This window comes from Streptomyces sp. NPDC091279 (assembly GCF_044757465.1).
Lineage (GTDB): Bacteria > Actinomycetota > Actinomycetes > Streptomycetales > Streptomycetaceae > Streptomyces.
Genome location: NZ_JBIVVA010000002.1, coordinates 534,862 through 552,021, shown reverse-complemented (window position 1 = coordinate 552,021; position 17,160 = coordinate 534,862). Strand labels below are relative to the sequence as shown.

Annotated in this window: 15 protein-coding genes; 7 read left to right on the top strand and 8 right to left on the bottom strand. The window is 73.2% G+C overall.

The window, feature by feature from the left end; translation table 11 throughout:
- The first annotated feature begins 83 nt into the window (after positions 1–83).
- Positions 84–1,760, top strand: coding sequence for a PucR family transcriptional regulator (locus tag ACIQOU_RS05995; RefSeq protein WP_401534245.1), 1,677 nt, complete (start codon positions 84–86; stop codon positions 1,758–1,760).
- Positions 1,761–1,869: 109 nt separating this feature from the next.
- A complete protein-coding gene (locus tag ACIQOU_RS05990; RefSeq protein ID WP_401534244.1) occupies positions 1,870–2,649 on the top strand; it encodes a hypothetical protein in 780 nt (259 codons plus the stop codon).
- Between the two features lie 4 nt (positions 2,650–2,653).
- Here the strand turns inward: ACIQOU_RS05990 and ACIQOU_RS05985 are convergent, their stop codons facing one another.
- On the bottom strand, positions 2,654–3,412 hold the full coding sequence (locus ACIQOU_RS05985; protein WP_401534241.1) for a GntR family transcriptional regulator: 759 nt from the start codon (positions 3,410–3,412) through the stop codon (positions 2,654–2,656).
- A gap of 729 nt (positions 3,413–4,141) precedes the next feature.
- Here ACIQOU_RS05985 and ACIQOU_RS05980 point away from each other — a divergent pair.
- Complete coding sequence (locus tag ACIQOU_RS05980; protein WP_401534240.1) at positions 4,142–5,173, top strand: DUF2637 domain-containing protein; 1,032 nt, start codon at positions 4,142–4,144, stop codon at positions 5,171–5,173.
- 79 nt (positions 5,174–5,252) lie between these two features.
- Here ACIQOU_RS05980 and ACIQOU_RS05975 read toward each other — a convergent pair whose 3' ends face one another.
- Together ACIQOU_RS05975 and ACIQOU_RS05970 are read right to left on the bottom strand one after the other, a co-directional pair.
- Positions 5,253–5,714 carry a hypothetical protein gene (locus ACIQOU_RS05975; RefSeq protein ID WP_401534238.1) on the bottom strand — a complete coding sequence of 154 codons (462 nt, stop codon included), beginning with the start codon at positions 5,712–5,714 and terminating at the stop codon, positions 5,253–5,255.
- Between the two features lie 109 nt (positions 5,715–5,823).
- Complete coding sequence (locus tag ACIQOU_RS05970; RefSeq protein ID WP_401534236.1) at positions 5,824–6,435, bottom strand: hypothetical protein; 612 nt, start codon at positions 6,433–6,435, stop codon at positions 5,824–5,826.
- A 217-nt stretch (positions 6,436–6,652) separates the two neighbouring features.
- On the opposite strand from ACIQOU_RS05970, the gene ACIQOU_RS05965 reads away from it, so the two are divergent.
- Positions 6,653–7,954 carry a helix-turn-helix domain-containing protein gene (locus ACIQOU_RS05965; protein WP_401534234.1) on the top strand — a complete coding sequence of 434 codons (1,302 nt, stop codon included), beginning with the start codon at positions 6,653–6,655 and terminating at the stop codon, positions 7,952–7,954.
- 16 nt (positions 7,955–7,970) lie between these two features.
- Here the strand turns inward: ACIQOU_RS05965 and ACIQOU_RS05960 are convergent, their stop codons facing one another.
- Both ACIQOU_RS05960 and ACIQOU_RS05955 read right to left on the bottom strand, forming a co-directional pair.
- Positions 7,971–9,713: a pyruvate dehydrogenase gene (locus ACIQOU_RS05960; protein WP_401534232.1), complete on the bottom strand. Its 1,743-nt coding sequence runs from the start codon at positions 9,711–9,713 to the stop codon at positions 7,971–7,973.
- A gap of 66 nt (positions 9,714–9,779) precedes the next feature.
- Complete coding sequence (locus ACIQOU_RS05955; protein WP_401534229.1) at positions 9,780–11,006, bottom strand: protein phosphatase 2C domain-containing protein; 1,227 nt, start codon at positions 11,004–11,006, stop codon at positions 9,780–9,782.
- 200 nt (positions 11,007–11,206) lie between these two features.
- On the opposite strand from ACIQOU_RS05955, the gene ACIQOU_RS05950 reads away from it, so the two are divergent.
- Positions 11,207–11,689 (top strand): DUF456 domain-containing protein, encoded by a 483-nt coding sequence (locus ACIQOU_RS05950; protein ID WP_401534227.1) that lies wholly within the window; start codon positions 11,207–11,209, stop codon positions 11,687–11,689.
- Here ACIQOU_RS05950 and ACIQOU_RS05945 read toward each other — a convergent pair.
- The 3 genes from ACIQOU_RS05945 to rsgA form a co-directional block, all read right to left on the bottom strand.
- Positions 11,676–12,263 (bottom strand): methylated-DNA--[protein]-cysteine S-methyltransferase, encoded by a 588-nt coding sequence (locus tag ACIQOU_RS05945; protein WP_401534224.1) that lies wholly within the window; start codon positions 12,261–12,263, stop codon positions 11,676–11,678. The two genes, ACIQOU_RS05950 and ACIQOU_RS05945, sit on opposite strands and share 14 nt — an antisense overlap.
- Positions 12,260–13,660 (bottom strand): bifunctional transcriptional activator/DNA repair enzyme AdaA, encoded by a 1,401-nt coding sequence (locus ACIQOU_RS05940; RefSeq protein WP_401534222.1) that lies wholly within the window; start codon positions 13,658–13,660, stop codon positions 12,260–12,262. The genes ACIQOU_RS05945 and ACIQOU_RS05940 overlap by 4 nt, the downstream gene beginning before the upstream one ends.
- 85 nt (positions 13,661–13,745) lie before the next feature.
- The gene (rsgA, locus tag ACIQOU_RS05935; protein WP_401534220.1) at positions 13,746–14,840 is read right to left on the bottom strand and encodes a ribosome small subunit-dependent GTPase A; all 1,095 of its coding nucleotides are present in this window, start codon (positions 14,838–14,840) and stop codon (positions 13,746–13,748) included.
- 493 nt (positions 14,841–15,333) lie between these two features.
- On the opposite strand from rsgA, the gene ACIQOU_RS05930 reads away from it, so the two are divergent.
- Positions 15,334–15,597, top strand: a complete 264-nt coding sequence (locus ACIQOU_RS05930; protein ID WP_401534218.1) for a hypothetical protein — start codon at positions 15,334–15,336, stop codon at positions 15,595–15,597.
- A 180-nt stretch (positions 15,598–15,777) separates the two neighbouring features.
- A complete protein-coding gene (gene eccD, locus ACIQOU_RS05925) occupies positions 15,778–17,133 on the top strand; it encodes a type VII secretion integral membrane protein EccD (RefSeq protein WP_401534216.1) in 1,356 nt (451 codons plus the stop codon).
- Positions 17,134–17,160: the final 27 nt, after the last annotated feature.

The window sequence follows — 17,160 nt, the reverse complement described above, 5'->3', positions numbered from 1 at the left end:
TCAAGCCCCACGGCGACGGCTGATCCCGTGGCCCTTTCGACCCACTTTCCCGGACTTCACGACAGAGAACGGCGGCGACGAGAATGCGGCTGCGCGCACTGCTGGACACCGACGCGCTGGGCCTGCGGCTGCTCGGCGGCGGCGACGAGCTGGACCGGACCGTGCGCGGGGTGATGACCACCGACCTGCGCGACCCCAGCCGGTACCTGTCCGGCGGCGAGCTGGTGCTGACCGGTCTGACCTGGCGGACCGGCGCGGCCGACTCGGACCCGTTCGTCACCCTCCTGACCCAGGCGGGCGTCACGGCACTGGCCGTCGGCGAGGCCGAACTGGGCGCGATACCCGAGGACTTGGTGCTGGCCTGCGCCCGGCACCGGCTCCCGCTGCTCGCGGTGGACGAGTCGGTGGCCTTCGCGACGATCACCGAGCATGTCGTGCGCCAGGTCTCGGGCGAGCGGGCCGGTGATCTCGCGGCGGTGGTGGACCGGCATCGCCGGATGATGACGTCGGGCCCGGCGGGCGGCGGTCCTGACGTGGTCCTCGAACTGCTGGGCACCGACCTGGACCTGCGGGCCTGGGTGCTCTCCCCCACCGGGCGCCTGATCGCGGGCCCGAAGGTGGCGGGCCCTGGCCTGCCCCCGGAGCTGCGCGCCCGGCTGGCCGCCGAGCACCTGGCCGCGACCCGCACCGGCCGCCGGGGCCCGCACCGGGTCGCCGTCGAGCAGGCGCAGTACTCGCTCTTCCCGATCCGCAGCAGCGGCCGTTCCCCGCAGGGCTCGCGGGACGTGCGCGAGACGGTGCTGTCGGACTGGCTGCTCGCCGTGGAGGCCGACGCGGCGGACTGGCCGGCCGAGCGCCTCGACCTGCTCCAGGGCGTCACCCAGCTGATCGCCGTGGAACGCGACCGCCGCGACGCCGCCCGCACGGTGCGCCGCCGCCTCGCCCAGGAGGTCCTGGAGCTGGTCCAGTCGGGGGCGGCCCCCGCCGAGATCGCGGCCCGGCTGCGGGTGGCGGCCCCGGTCCTGCTGCCCGGCCTCGGCACCGCCCCGCACTGGCAGGTGGTGGTCGCCCGGGTCGAGTGGGCGGGCGGCGAGGCCGTCGCGTCGGGACCGGTCGCCCAGTCGCTCCTGGAGGAGATCCTCGTCGACCCGCACGCCACCGGCCCCGAGCCGTCCGACCGCATCGCCGTCGCCCACACCGGCGAGGAGGCCGTCGCCCTGGTGCCGCTCCCGGCGGTCCCCCTGGAGCACGACGGCCCGGCGTCCGGCGTCCACGCCGACACGCTCCTCGCCACGGTCCGGGCCCCCCTCACGGCGGGGCTGGACGACGACGGTGACGTCACCCTGGGCGTCAGCGCGTCCGTGCACTCCGCGGAGGGCCTGCGGGGCGCCCTGGAGGAGGCGCGGCACGCCCGCCGGGTGGCGGCGGCCCGCCCGGGCCGGGTCTCGGCGGCGGGCCACCAGGAGCTGGCGTCCCACGTCCTGCTGCTGCCGTTCGTGCCGGACGACGTCCGCCGCGCCTTCACCGCCCGGCTCCTGGACCCGCTGCGCGACTACGACCGACGGCACCGGGCCGAGCTGATCCCGACCCTGGAGGCGTTCCTCGACTGCGACGGCTCCTGGACCCGGTGCGCGGGCCGACTGCACCTCCACGTCAACACGTTGCGCTACCGGGTCGGGCGAATCGAGCAGTTGACGGGCCGGGACCTGTCCCGCCTGGAGGACAAGCTCGATTTCTTCCTCGCGCTGCGCATGAGCTGATCACACGACTTTGTGAATTCCTTCACCCACCCTCTTGGCCGGACCCCGTGATCCGTGCTGAGATGCCGCCACCACTCGACAGCTCGATGGCGCGCTAGGGGAGGGCAACGTGGCGCATACCGCCATGTCTGGTGCCGGAACGACCGCAGGCGACGATCCGCTCCAGACCGCGGTGTGGCGGCTGCGCTCCCGCGCCTGCTGGGCGGACGCGGCGGCCCTGCTGCCACCGGACACCCCGGCCGGCTCCCTCCAGCGCACCTCGCTCCTCGTGGAGCGCTGCCTGTACACCGAGCAGGGCTGGCAGGACGCGGAGGACGCCCTGCGGGTGGCGGAGGCGCAGGCCCACAGCGACGACGAACGGGGCGCGGCGGCCTGTGAACGCGGCCAACTCGCCTACGCGGCAACGGTGCACGGCGTCCGCGACCGGGCCGACGAGGCGCGCGCGGCGCTCGGCCGGGCGGCGGCGCTGATCCCGCCGGGCGGCATGGGCCGGGCCCTCCTGGACTTCCGCAGGGGCCTGCTGGCGGAGAACCTCACGCACTCCCCGCAGGCCGCCCGCGCCGCCTACCGCAGGGCCCACGCGGGCGCGACGGCGAGACCTGATCCCCTGCTGCTCTCCGCCACCTGGCGGCATCTGGCCGGACTCGCCCTGCGCGAGGGCGAGTTGGCGGAGGCCCGGCACGGTTTCCGGGAGTCCCTGCGCATCCGGGAGGAGCTGGGCTACCTGGTCGGCACCGCCCCCGCCCTGGCCTCGCTCGCGGAGGCGGAGCCGGAACCGGAGTCCACCCGCCTGCGGGAGGAGGCCCGGCGGCTGTTCCGGCTGCTGGGCGGCGTCCCCACCTGGCTGATCCGCCAGCTCCCCCCGCTCCCGCCGCCCACCACGGCGTAAGGGGTCAGCGCCGCCCGCCGAAGTGGGCGTCCACCAGCACCCGCACCGCGCTGTCGTCCCGGGCGATCAGCGCGTCCAGCAGCGCCAGGTGCTCGGCGGCGTCGCTCACGAGGTCCACCCGGCCGCCGCCGACCGGCAGTTGAACGCGCCGGTGCAGGTCGTCGGCGATCTGCACGAGCTGCCGGTTGCCCGACAGGCCGAGCACCGCCCGGTGGAAGGCCCGGTCGGCGTCCGCGTAGGCGACCGGGCAGCCCGACGACGCCGCCCGCACGCTCGCCTCGGCCAGCGGCCGCAGCTCCGCCCACCGCGCCACCGGCACCCCGCGGGCCAGCCGCAGCAGCACCGGCACCTCCAGCAGCGCCCGCACCTCGGCCAGCTCCGACAGCTCCCGCACCCCGCGCTCGACGACCCTGAAGCCCCGGTTCGGCACGACCTCGACGGCGCCTTCGAGGGCGAGCTGCTGCATGGCCTCACGCACCGGAGTGGCGGACACCCCGAACCGCTCCCCCAGCGCCGGCGCCGAGTACACCTCGCCCGGCGCCAGCTCGGCCCGGGCCAGCGAGTCCCGCAGCGCGTCGAGGATCTGGCCGCGCACGGAGGCCCGCTGCACGGACCGGGCCTTGGGCGCGACGGGCGCGCAGTAGCCGTGCTCGCCGCGCACCGCGCCGACGTTCCTGCCCGCCACCGCCCCCGGTGGCCCGGACTGCCCGGGCACCCGGACCAGTCCGGCGACTCCCTGCACACGCTCCGCACGCTGCTCCACGGGCCCACCTCCGGACGTGTCGTACTTGCGGTCATTGCGACGGGTTGCTACGTACCCGTCAAGCACCCTAGGCCCATCGGGCACCAGTTCAAATCCCACCGAGAGCCGGTAAGGGCAGGCTTACCTCCAGATTCACGCACTTCGGCGGCGAACGGCGGACCCGGGCACCCACGGCTCCCGGGACGCCCGCGTCGGTGCTCACGGCCGCGGGCGACCGCCTGACCAAGACGTTCCCGGTGCTACGGATACACGAGCCGTTCCCGGGCGCCGGACAATCGCGCCACCGGGGCCGGATTCGTGCCCCGGGGCGGCGGCGTCACGGGCGAGATCCCCCAGGGCCACCGGGCTCGGGCGCCCCTTTCGGCGGGCGGATCGCCAACCTCGCCTCGCTCGCGGTGGCTTGATCCACCCTCAGCGAGACCCCCGGATGCACGTGACGTAGGATCAGCGCCGAACGAGACACCACCCGGAAGGACACCCAAACGCTCCTTTGGTCACAGGTGATTCACGAATTCCTCACCTGCCACGGGAACTTTCCGTGGAACCACCCGTACGGGTAGTCTTATTCGAACTCAACTCCCGCCCCTCACGCGGCAGTTCGAGCAGAACGCCGCCCTGGGCATCCCCTTGCACTTCCTTGGCGGCCTCTTGCCCCGAAACCCCCTGAGGGCCGGTGGAATTGGGCCACTATGGCGGGCGTTACGCCCTATCCCAATGCAAGGGACCCAGATGAGACTGACCGACATATCGCTGAATTGGCTGCTTCCCGGCGCCGTACTGCTCCTGGGCATGCTGGCGGCGGTGGCGGTGCTCGCGCGCAGCAAGCGGTCCGGGGAGCACGCGAAGACCGAGGACTCTTGGGAGCGGAGCGAGGAGCGGCGCAGGCGCAAGGAAGCCATCTACGGCTGGGCCTCGTACGTCCTCCTCTTCTGCTGTGCGGCCGTCGCCGCCGCGCTCTCCTTCAAGGGGCTCGTCGGCTTCGGTGAGCAGAACCTGGGCCTCAACGACGGCTGGCAGTACCTGGTGCCGTTCGGCCTGGACGGCGCGGCGATGTTCTGCTCCGTCCTCGCCGTGCGCGAGGCCAGCCACGGTGACGCGGCCCTCGGCTCGCGGATACTCGTGTGGACGTTCGCGGGCGCCGCGGCCTGGTTCAACTGGGTGCACGCGCCCAGGGGCATGGGCCACGACGGTGCTCCGCACTTCTTCGCCGGCATGTCCCTCTCGGCCGCGGTGCTCTTCGACCGCGCGCTGAAGCAGACCCGCCGGGCCGCGCTGCGCGAACAGGGCCTGGTGCCCCGTCCGCTCCCCCAGATCCGGATAGTGCGCTGGCTGAGGGCGCCCCGCGAGACCTACAAGGCCTGGTCGCTGATGCTCCTGGAGAACGTCCGCAGCCTGGACGAGGCGGTCGACGAGGTGCGCGAGGACAAGCGGGAGAAGGAGCAGAGCCGACTGCGCCGCCGCGACAAGGAGCGCATGGACCGCGCCCAGCTGAAGGCCATAAGCCGGGGGCACCGCGGGATCATCGGCCGCGGCCGGCAGATGGAGGCGCTGGAACGTGCCTCCGCCGCCTCCACCACCGCGGAGCCTGCCATACCCAACCCGGAAGCCCTGCCCGTCCGTTCGCGTCCGTCGTTGCAGCCGGTACGCAAGGGCGGTTCCGAGATGACCGTCGACCTCACCGCGGAGGACGACACAATGGCGCTGCCGCGCCTCGACTCTCTGGAACGCAAGCTCAAGGATCTTGAGCAGCAGTTCGGCTAGCCGGACCGGAGACGTCATCACGGGAGAGGGGCGCGACCCACGGGTCGCGCCCCTCTCCCGTTCCCCCGTGCCGGGACGGTTACCGACCGGCGCTCGCCGCGTCGATGCGGAATATCTTGTGGCCCCGGTTCATGTCGACGACCAGCCGGGTGGTCTCGCCGCCGCCCCAGGTCAGGGTGACGACGGCCTCGGTGTAGCCGTCGGTGCCGCTGTCGGTGACCTGCCAGGATTCCGGGACGTCCTGGGCGCGCAGCACACCGTTGGCGTGCTCCCGGGCCTCCCAGGCGGCCAGCTGCTTCTGGAAGCCGGCGGTGAGGTAGTGCGCCCGCAGAACGGCCGGGAGCCCGTCGTCGTTCCCGTCGGTCACCGCGTCGATGTAGGTGCCGTAGAAGTCGGCGATCCGGGTGAGGTTGTCCGCCGACGAGCCGCTGACGCTGCGCGGCGCTCCCGCCGACGCCTGGGCGCTCACCCCGAGCCCGAGCGCCAGGGCGAGCCCGGCGGCGGCGACGGTACGGCGGACGGTGCGGTTCTTGCCGTTCATGAGTGGTTCCCCGTTTCTCGGTGTGCGGTGCGGTGTGCGGTGCGGTGTGGGACATGCGGGGCCGCCCGCCCGACCCCCGTGCGGGAGGGCGGCCCCTGTTCGATGCGGCTCAGGCGAGCCGGTCGACGGCGGTGACGGTCGTCCTCTTGAACGCCTTCACCGGGACGCCCTCGAAGCCGCCCAGCCGGCCCCAGTCGACGACGGTGACGGTGCGCCCGTCGCGGCCGACCGACAGCAGCCGGACATCGGCGGCGCCCCAGGCCGTCCCGGTGTGCAGCCCGTAGACATGGGCGCCGTCCTCGACGGCGAGCGTGCCGTAGTCCTTGAACTCGGCCCTGGCCCACGGGTAGGCCTCCTCGATCCGCGCCGGGCAGGAGCGGATGTCCTGGTTCACCCGGGCGAACAGGCCCTTGGCGGCGGCGGTGTCGGGCAGCACGACGCTGATCTGCCGGGCACCGGTGTCGAGGTCGGTGCGGAAGTCGCGGTACCAGGTGTCGGCCTGGCCGGGCAGCGCCAGTTGGAGGCAGGTGTCCTGTTCGGTCTCCTCCGGGACGCCCGCGGTGACCCGGCCGGCCGTCCAGGCGGAGGACGCGGCCGGGAGATCGCCGACGGTGAGGAAACCGGGCACGTGCGGGGCGGCGTTCGCCGGTGCGGTGGCGGCGGCCCCGAGTACGGTGGCGGCGAGGACGAGGAGCGCGCCGGTGCGGGTGCGCTTGGACATGGTTGTCCCCCGTGGATGAGTGCGGTGGTGGTCGGACGCGCACCGCCGGCCGGTTGGTCGGGCCGGTCCGGTCGGTGCGGCACCAGAAGCATCGGCGCTGCCGTGAGCGGCCCGCAACAGCCGCCGCCCCTTCCACCGGGATGGAACCATCCCACCCCCTCTGACGTGCAGGTACAGGGGAGCCTGGGATACCGGGACAGAACACAACGGGGGAACGGTGACCACTCGCGACGACGTCGAGGAGTTCGCGGCGCTGCTGCGGCTGCTCAAGGCGCGCACGGACCGGAGCTACGGCTCACTGGCCCGGCGCCTCAGCATGAACACCTCCACGCTGCACCGCTACTGCGCGGGCGAGGCGGTGCCGACGGAGTTCGCCCCGGTGGAACGCCTCGCCGCGTTCTGCGAGGCGACCCCCGAGGAACGCCACGAACTCCACCGCCGCTGGCTGCTGGCCGTCGCCGCCCGCCAACGCCCGAAACCGACGGAGGCGGCCGAGGCGGGGGCGACAGCACCGGCGGAGCCGTCGGAAACAGCGGGCCCGGCGGAAACGGCGGAAACAGCGCCCCCTTCCCCCCACTCCCCCCGCCCTTGGTTCCGGCGGCGCCGTACTCTCGTCGCCGCCGCCGCGACCACCGTGCTGTTGGCCACCCTGAGCAGTCTCTCGGCCCCGCCCCCCGGCCACTCACCGGCGGACGCGGCAGGCACCCCGAGCCGGTCCCCCGCCCCCTCCTGGTCCAGGACGCCCGCGCCGCCCAACTCCCCTTCCCCCGGCCGCTCCTCGGCCTCTCCCCCGGCGACGACGGGCACCCCTTCTCCCGCCGCTGCCGGGAAGGGCGGGGAGAAGGAGGGGCACGAGAAGGGCGCGAAGGCGGCCGCGCCCACCGGCGGGGCGGTCTCCGTGCCGCTCACCTGGACCGCCGACTCGCAGATCTGGAACCAGGGGTGCGGGCACGACTACATCATCGACAAGCAGCCCGCGCAGGTCCCGCCGCCCCCGATGCAGCAGGACGCGGCGGCCTGGGCGGCGACGCAGGGCGCGGTGCACGGGCACCAGACGATGGTGCAGATCTCGGTGCAGGGGACGTCGTCGACGGCCGTGGTCCTGGAGGCGCTGCGGGTCCGGGTCACCGGCCGGGGCACGCCGCTGAAGGGGATCTCGTACGCGATGGAACAGGGGTGCGGCGGCGAGTTGACGCCCCGGACGTTCGCGGTGAACCTCGACATGGACCGGCCGATCGCCCGTTCGATGCCGGGGGCGGACAGCACGCACACGATCCCCGCGGTCCGTTTCCCGTACCGGGTCTCCGCCACGGACCCGGAAGTCCTGCTGGTGACGGCGGAGACCGAACGGTACGACGCCTCCTGGTACCTGGAGCTGGACTGGTCCTCGCAGGGCCGCACCGGCACCGCCCGCGTCGACGACCACGGCCGCCCGTTCCGCACCAGCGGCAACGAGGGCCTGCCCCGCTACTGGTACGGCACCAAGGACGGGCAACGCCAGTGGGTGCCGTACCAGTAGCGGGGCCTGAACGGGGTCAGGGCCGGGGGACGTTGCGGAGGTTGGAGCGGGCCATCGTGAGCATGCGGCCGACGCCTCCGTCCAGGACGATCTTCGACGCGGAGAGGGCGAAGCCGGTGACCATCTCGGCGCTGATCTTCGGCGGGATGGACAGCGCGTTGGGGTCGGTGACGATGTCGACGAGGGCCGGGCCCTTGTGCTTGAACGCCGCCTTCAGGGCGCCCGGCAGGTCCCTGGGGTTCTCGACGCGCACCCCGTAGGCGCCGCAGGCCCGGGCGACGGCCGCGAAGTCCGGGTTCTTGTTGGCGGTGCCGTAGGAGGGGAGTCCCGCGACCAGCATCTCCAACTCCACCATGCCCAGCGAGGAGTTGTTGAAGAGGACGACCTTCACCGGCAGGTCGTACTGCACCAGCGTCAGGAAGTCCCCCATCAGCATGGAGAATCCGCCGTCCCCCGACATCGACACGACCTGTCGTTCCCGGTCGGTGAACTGTGCCCCGATCGCCATCGGCAGCGCGTTCGCCATCGACCCGTGCGAGAACGAACCGATCACCCGGCGCCGCCCGTTGGGCGTGATGTACCGCGCCGCCCAGACGTTGCACATCCCGGTGTCGACCGTGAACACGGCGTCCTCGTCGGCGAGTTCGTCGACGACGGACGCCACGTACTCGGGGTGGATGGGGACATGCTTCTCGACCTTGCGGGTGTACGCCTTGACGACGCCCTCCAGGGCGTCCGCGTGCTTCTTGAGCATCTTGTCGAGGAAGCGCCGGTTCTCCTTGGGCTTCACGCGCGGGGTCAGACAGCGCAGCGTCTCCCGCACATCACCCCACACCGCGAGGTCCAACTTCGAACGGCGGCCCAGGCGTTCGGGGCGGACATCGACCTGCGCGATCTTCACGTCGTCGGGCAGGAAGGCGTTGTAGGGGAAGTCGGTGCCGAGCAGGATCAGCAGGTCGCACTCGTGGGTGGCCTCGTAGGCGGCGCCGTAGCCGAGCAGCCCGCTCATGCCGACGTCGAACTTGTTGTCGTACTGAATCCACTCCTTGCCGCGCAGCGCGTGCCCGACCGGTGACTTGATCTTCTCGGCGAACTCCATCACCTCGGCGTGCGCGCCCGCCGTGCCGCTGCCGCAGAAGAGGGTGACCTTCTCGGCGCGGTCGATGAGGTCGACGAGTTGGTCGATCTCGGCGTCACCGGGGCGGACGGTGGGCCGGGAGGTGACGAGGGCGGTCTCGATCGGCTTGTCCGGGGCGGGCTCGGAGGCGATGTCGCCGGGGAGTGAGACGACGCTGACGCCGGACTGGCCGACGGCGTGCTGGATGGCGGTCTGGAGCAGCCGGGGCATCTGCTGCGGGCTGGAGATCAGTTCGCAGTAGTGGCTGCACTCGGTGAACAGCCGGTCCGGGTGGGTCTCCTGGAAGTAGCCGAGGCCGATCTCGCTGGACGGGATCTGCGAGGCGAGGGCGAGCACCGGGGCCATGGAGCGGTGGGCGTCGTAGAGGCCGTTGATGAGGTGGAGGTTGCCGGGGCCGCAGGAGCCGGCGCACGCCGTGAGCTTCCCGGTGATCTGCGCCTCGGCCCCGGCGGCGAAGGCGGCGGTCTCTTCGTGGCGGACGTGCACCCAGTCGATGGCCGGGGTGCGGCGCACGGCGTCGACCACCGGGTTGAGGCTGTCACCGACGACGCCGTAGAGGCGTTTCACACCGGCGCGGACGAGGATGTCGACGAATTGCTCGGCGACGTTCTGCTTGGCCATGGCTCTCGTGTGCCCTTCGGTCTCCTGAAGATCCCTCTGGGTTCCATGAATTCACAGCCCGCGCGCTCACGCCTCCCAGACGGCGGCGGCCGTCCGGTCGTCCGGGTAACCCACGTCACCCTTGATCCGCACCTGGGTGTCGGTGAGGAAACCGGCGAGTCCGGGCGGGGCGGCGCCGGACCAGCGGGCCGCGAGACGGCGGCGCAGGTCGGCCTCACCGCGCAGGGGGTCAGCGAGGCCGCCGGTGCACATCAGCAGCGTGTCACCCGGCCGGGCTACCGACGCCCGGAACCGGAAGGGGGCACGGGACGCCTCCGGGGCGGGTGCGAACGGGCTCGGCGGCGCCGGAACGCCCAGGTCGAGGGTGCTGCGGTCGCCGTCGGGCGTCTCGGCGGGCGTCGATCCGAAGCCGACGACGGGTTCGCCGGCGGTGTCGGTGACGCGGGGTTCGATGTCCTGCCAGTCCCCGTCCCGGAGCCGGAACAGGCCGCCGGTGCCGACGCCGAAGAAGACCCGGGTCCGGCATCCGGGGTCGGCGGGCAGCAGCAGACAGCGCAGGCCGGCCGCGTACTCCTCGGGGTCGACGCCCTGTTCGGCGGCGGTGGCGCGGAGCTTGCCGAGGCTGCGGTCGGTCAGCCGGTGCAGTCCCGACTTGAGGTCGCCGCGCCGGGCGGCCCGGATGTCCTCGGCGAGCCGGGCGTGACTGCGGCCGACGGCGCGGCCGATCCACTGGCAGGCCTCGGCGGCGGCCCGGTGGGCGCCCGGGGTGGCTCGGGCACCGCTGGCCATCGCCACCAGCACGAGGGCGTGGTCGCCGGTGCCGAAGCGGGCGGTGAGCAGCGCCTCCCGGCGGGGTTCGCCCCGGTGGCGCGCCGCGTCCCCGCGCACCGAGGCGGCCCGCACGGTGCAGGCCCCGTACCGGGCACCGTCCAGCACGGTGTCCGCGACCAGGTCACCGAGATCGTCAGGATCGGCGAGGGGCAACGCGGTGGGCTCGGCGTCACGGGTGGGCGGCCCGGAGCCGGCCTGGGCGGGCGGTGAGCCGGTGGGGTGGGCCGGGCCGGGCGCCTCGGGGGCGGTGCGGCGGAGCTGGGCGGGGATCTCGGGAGCGGGAGCGGGAGCGGGGTCCGGGGTGGCGGCCGGGGAGTCGGTGAGCGTGTCGGCGGCCGAGGCGAAGCGGTCGTCCAGGGAGTCGGGTGCCGGTGCCGGGCCCGTGTCCTGGGCGGCGTCGTCGTACAGCTGCGCCCACCAGTCGTCGTCGGGACCGGTGGGCCTTCCCCCCTGCTGGCTCATGCCGGTCATTGTCCACGCGAGGGCCGCCCGGGACCGGGGCATCGGGAAAATCCGGCCCACCGCCGTCGGCCCCGAGCCTGCCGCGTCACCGCTCGAACGGCGGTGCGGGCCGGGCTCCCACCCCACCGCGGCGCCGGTGCGGTGACCCCCACGGCCGCTTCTGACCTGCGTCTTCCGGCGCCGTCCGGCACCCTGGTCAGATGGGCGTGTGGGACCTCCTGCTGGTCGGCCTGGTGCTGGTGCTCGGCCTGTGCGGAGTTCTGGTGCCGGGGGTGCCGGGGTCGTGGCTGGTGTGGGCCGCGGTGCTGTGGTGGGCGCTCAAGGACCCGCAGCCGTTGGCCTGGGGTGTGCTGGTGGGGGCGACGGTGGCGTTGTTCCTCTCCCAGGTGGTCCGCTGGTCGTTGCCGCCCCGACGGCTGCGGAACAGCGGCACCACCCGGCGCGCGGGCGCGTACGCGGGGGTGGGCGCGCTGCTGGGGTTCGTGGTGATCCCGGTGCTGGGCGCGATCCCCGGTTTCCTGGCCGGGATCTACCTCCACGAACGGCTGCGGCTGGGCGACCGTGCGGCGGCGCGGGCGGCCCTGCGCACCGCGATGCGTTCGGGCGGCTCCAGTGTGCTGACGGAGCTGTTCGCCTGTCTGCTGATCGCGGGCGCGTGGCTGGGCGCGGTCATCTGGGGCTGACGGCACCGCCCCGAACGGCACCGTCCTGAACGGCAGCGCCCTGAACGGCGGCGTCCTCGACGGCAGCCGCTGCCGCGTCGCTCTCGATGGCGCCCTCCAGGGTGAGGAGCCGTACCTTCCGGTCCAGGCCGCCCGCGTAGCCGGTGAGGGCACCGCCGGCGCCGATCACCCGATGGCAGGGGCGCAGCACGAGGAGCGGGTTGGCGCCGATCGCCCCGCCGACGGCGCGGACGGCGGCCCGGGAGGCGCCGACGCGGGCGGCGATGTCACCGTAGGTCGCGGTGGTGCCGTACGGGATGGCGTCGATGGCGGCCCACACCTTCTCCCGGAACGCGCTGCCCTCGGTGCGGAACTCCAGCTGGAATTCGGTGAGTTCACCGGCGAAGTAGGCGGCGAGCTGTTCCTCGGCGGCCCGGAAGAGGTCGGGGCTGTGCCGCCAACCCTCCTGCACGGTACGGCCGTTCTTCTGCCCGGCCACGGAGAGCGAGGTCAGGACGCCGTCGGCGTCGGCGGTCAGCAGCAGTGGGCCGACGGGGCTGTCGAGGGTGGTGTAGTGGACGCGGTTCTCGGTCATCGTGTCTCCAACTCCCCTGCGATGCGCAGGTGATGCAGGGCGTACGAGCGCCAGGGGCGCCAGCTGTCGGGCAGGTCCGCGCCGGGCGGGGCGACGTCCGGGTCACCGAGGGCGCGGGTACGGAGGGTGGCGACGGTGGCCGCGTCGAGGCCGGGCAGGGCGAGCAGCGCGGCCTGGGCCTCGTCGCGGTCGGCGCCGGGGTCGAGGCGGACGGTGCCGTCGGCGAGGGCGGCGGTGAGGGCGCCGAGGGGGCCGTGCAGTTCCGCCTCGGCGAGGACGGCGGCCTCGGGGAAGAGGTGGGTGAGGGTGCCGTGCGGGGCGTCGAGCGCCTTGCCGTAGCGCCGGACGAGGTCGGCGGTGGCGGTGGGGCCGAGGAGGGTGCGGACGGCGAGTTCGTCGGGGTCGGCGGTGCCGGGTGAGCGCAGGCCGGGGCGGGCGGCGACCAGCGGGGCGAGGCGGGGGTCGGCGCCGAGGCGTTCGTCGACGGCCCAGGGGTCGGCGTCCAGGTCGAACAGGCGGCGCAACCGGCCGACGGCGGTGGTCAGGTCACGCGGGTCGGTGAGGTGGAGGCGGGCGTCGAGCCAGCCGCCGGGGTGGGCGCCGGGGGTGGCCCTGGAGGTGCGGGGGCGTTCGTCGACGGCGACGACTCCGGTGCCGTGCGGCAGGCGCAGAGTGCGGCGGTGGACGCGGCGCCCGGGGACGCCGGTCACCTCCGCCACGCCCGCGACGGCCTCCTCGGCGAGCAGGTCGAAGACGGGTCCTGCGAGGTAGGGGCCGCGGTGGGCGAGCCGGAGCGGTATCCCGGCGGCGGCCGGTACGGCGGTGCGCCGGGTGGCCTTCGGGGTGGCGGCGCGCAGCTCGCTCGGGGTGGCGGCGTAGACGTCGCGGATGGTGTCGTTGAACTGGCGGACGCTGGCGAATCCGGCCGCGAACGCGATCTGGGTGATGGGCAGTTCGGTGGTCTGCACGAGGACGCGTGCGGTGTGCGCCCGCTGCGCCCGGGCGAGCGCGACGGGGCCCGCGCCGACCTCGGCGGTGAGCTGGCGCTGCACCTGCCGGGCGCTGTAGCCGAGCCGGTCGGCGAGCCCGGCGACGCCCTCGCGGTCCACGACGCCGTCGCCGATCAGCCGCATGGCCCGGCCGACGACGTCGGCGCGGACGTTCCAGTCGGCGGAGCCGGGGACGGCGTCCGGGCGGCACCGCCGGCAGGCCCGGAACCCCGAGCCCTGCGCGGCGGCGGCCGTCGCGAAGAACCGCACGTTCTGCCGCTTCGGCGTCACGGCGGGGCAGCTGGGCCGGCAGTAGATCCCGGTCGTGCGCACGCCGAAGAAGAACGCGCCGTCGAACCGGGCGTCCCGGCTCCGCACCGCCTCGTACCTGCTGTCCTCGTCCGTCATGTTCTCCAGTGTCGATGACACGGAGGACTGTGGCTGGCGGAATTCGGACACGGCGCTGGGGAGCGCGGGACGCCTTCACCATCGGTTAGAAACGGAGCTTTCCCTGTTTGGCGTCCAGCGCGGCGCGGCCCTGTGCTCCCTTCCGTTTCCAGTCGCGGCGGATCTCCGCACGCAGGCGGGCGTCGGTCTTGGCGATGATCCGCTGGTTCTCCCGCAGCAGCTTGCGGTAGCTGTCCAGGCGGCGCTGCGGGAGATCGCCGCAGGCGAGGGCGGCGAGGACCGCGCAGCCCGGTTCGGCCTCGTGGGCGCAGTCGTGGAAACGGCAGTCGGCGCCGAGTTCCTCGATCTCGGCGAAGACCTGCCCGACCCCGGTCCCGGCGTCCCAGAGGCCGACGCCGCGCAGTCCCGGGGTGTCGATGAGGACGCCGCCGCCGGGCAGGGCGAGGAGGTTGCGGGTGGTGGTGGTGTGCCGTCCCTTGCCGTCCATGTCCCGGGTGGCCCGGACGTCCATGACATCGGCGCCGACCAGGGCGTTGGCGAGGGTCGACTTGCCCGCGCCGGACGCGCCGAGCAGCACGGAGGTGGAGCCGCCGGTGAGCGCGACGAGGGGGCCGAGGCCCTCGCCGTGCAGGGCGCTGGCGGTGAGCACGGGGACGCCGGGCGCGGCCGTCTCGACGTCCTGGACGAGGTGGGCGAGGACGGCCGGGTCGGGGACCAGGTCGGCCTTGGTCAGGACGACGACCGGCTGGGCGCCTGACTCCCAGGCGAGCGCGAGGAAGCGTTCGACGCGGCCGAGGTCGAGTTCGACGGCGAGGGAGAGGGCGACGACGGCGTGGTCGACGTTGGCGGCGAGGATCTGTCCCTCGGACCGCTTGGAGGAGGTGGAGCGCACGAACGCCGTGCGGCGGGGCAGGTAGGTGCGCACATAACGGGGGGTGCCGCCGGGTTCGACGGCGACCCAGTCGCCGGTGCACACCACCCGCAGGGGGTCGTGCGGGGTGACGAACGCGGTGTCGGCCCGCAGCACGCCCCCTGCGGTGACGACATCGCACTGACCGCGGTCGACGCGCACGACGCGTCCGGGCAGCAGTCCTTCGGTGGCGAACGGGGCGAACGCGTCCGCCCACGCGTCGTCCCAGCCGTAGGGAGCGAGCGCGGCGACAACAGAGGTGGAAGACAAGGGAGACCCTTCGAACGGGCCCCGGCGACAGCGAAGAAGGTCAGCCGACGGCCACGGAGGTGAACCTGACATACGGAATGCGGGCAAGGCCCATCGCGATCACCGTCATCGGTCAACACCCCCTTCTTCTCACCTCGGTGGGCAACGGCGGCGGAGGCCACCGTGCGAAGTCGGGTTCAGTCTAGGACCGGGGTGAGAGGACGGCCAACGATTATTCGGGGGCGGTGTTCGGGCGGGGACAGGCGGAACCGCCAGTCCCCTGCGCTGCCAGGACGGGTACAATCGCACGGCCCGGGCTCGGAATCGGGGGCCCGATCGGGCCCTGCTCCGACGCATGAGACGCAGGAACTCCCGCCCCGACCCGGATGTGTTCGATGCCGGCCACATAATCTATGTTGCAGAGGCAAACACGGGGGGCTTCGCATTCCGCACGCGCATCAACCGCGTCCGGGGGCGACGTCCGGCGAGTCGGGACAGGGGCGACGGACTGCTGATGGCACGGGACTACGACAGCCAGCTTCTTGAGTCGGTGGCGGTGCGGCGCCGCAGGATGAGGGACGCGTTGCTCTTCGGGGCGCAACGGACGCGGCGCACGGCGGACGAGCGGCTCGGGAAACTGTTCGCGGGTATCGCCATCGCGGCCGTCCTGTGCGCCGGTTGCGTCGGCTGGTCCTTCATCCAGCACACGCTCTCGAAGCAGAAGGCCGAACAGCAGAAGCAGCAGGGCCAGGTGCTCCGCCTCGGGCAGTCGTCGTAGCCGACGCGGCCGTCCACGTCGTCCCACCCGTCGATCTCACAGACCACGCACGCCCCGGGATCGGCACGGACGCAGCAGGCAGACGGGGAACTGTACGGAGTCAAAAGGATTTCCCGTCGGCGAAGCCATGCCGCCTCGGCACCGGAAGGTGGCCATTCGCACGATGATAGGTTCAGGTAAGTGGTGAGTAAAGGAACGACTTCTCGGGCGCAGTTGAGCCGAGTGACCCTGGTCGGCGAGCGACGTCGGGCCGACATAGTCCTGCCCTCCGACACTCCGATCGGGCAGCTCCTCCCTGACATACTGCGGCTGCTCGACGATCGTGCCGCGTCGCGCCCGATGACCCGTCAGCTCATTACCTTCGACGGTTCCGCGCTGCCGCACGACAGCACGCTCGCGTCGGCCGGGATAGCCGACGGCGCCGTCCTCCGGCTCGTCAGGACTCACTCCGCGCCGCCCGCTCCGGTGGTTCACGACGTCACCGACCTGGTCGCCGACGACCTCGATCTTCAGGCCTGGCGCTGGCGTCCCGCCACTCGGCGCGGCAGCGCGGGAGTGGCGAGCGTCGCCCTCACGGTGACCACCGCGCTGTTCGCCCGTCACGAGTTCGCACTGGGCTCCCTGGCCGTCGCCCTCACCGCGCTCTCGTTGGTCCTGCTGGCGACCGGCACGCTCGTCGCCCGGATCGGGCAGAGCAACCAAGGCCTGGCGACCGCCCTCCTGCTCGCCTCCGGCGGGCTGGGCATCGTCACCGCATGGACCGCCGCGGATGCCTACCACTGGTCGGGAATCGTGCGACTCGCTGCCGTAGCGGGCGCACTCGTCCTGACACTGTCGCTGCTCGGCTACTTCTCACCGCTCGGTCGAGGCGGGCTCATCGGTGCCGTCGCCACCGCTGTGATCACCGCCGTGTGGGAGGTCGTCGCCGCCGTCCAGAGCGAACCGGCCCGGCTCGGCGCGGTGATGGCTGTCCTCTCCGTGGTGCTGCTCGGCCTGCTCCCGCGGCTCGCCCTGACCGCCTCGGGGCTCACCGCACTCGACGACCGCCGCTCCTCCGGCGTCTCCGTCAGCCGCCACGAGGTGAGCAACGCGCTCGCCGCCACGCACCGCGGGCTCGCTCTCGCGACGATCGGCACCGCGATCTCAGCGGTGACCGCCGGCTGGCTGCTGACCCTCGCCGAGGAACCCACCGTGTGGACGGTGACCCTGCCGACACTCGTCGTCGTGGTGCTTCTGTCACGGGCGCGGGCCTTCCCGCTGGCCGCCGAGGTCGTGGCACTGTTCGTCGCCGCGGCGTTGCTCATCGTGCGCCTCGTGACGCTGTGGACCGAACGCGACGGGGGTGCTGGGCCGCTCGCCGTCCTGGTCGCGGCGGCGTTGCTGCCGCTCCTCGTCCTCGCGGTGCAGCCATCGGAGCATGTGCAGGTCCGGCTGCGGCGCGCGGCCGACCTCGTCGAATCGATCGGCATGGTGGGACTCTTCCCCCTCGCCATCGGGGTGTTCGGCGTGTACGGGCAACTGCTCGACAAGTTCTGAGTCAACGCGCCGGTGATCCTGGCGGGG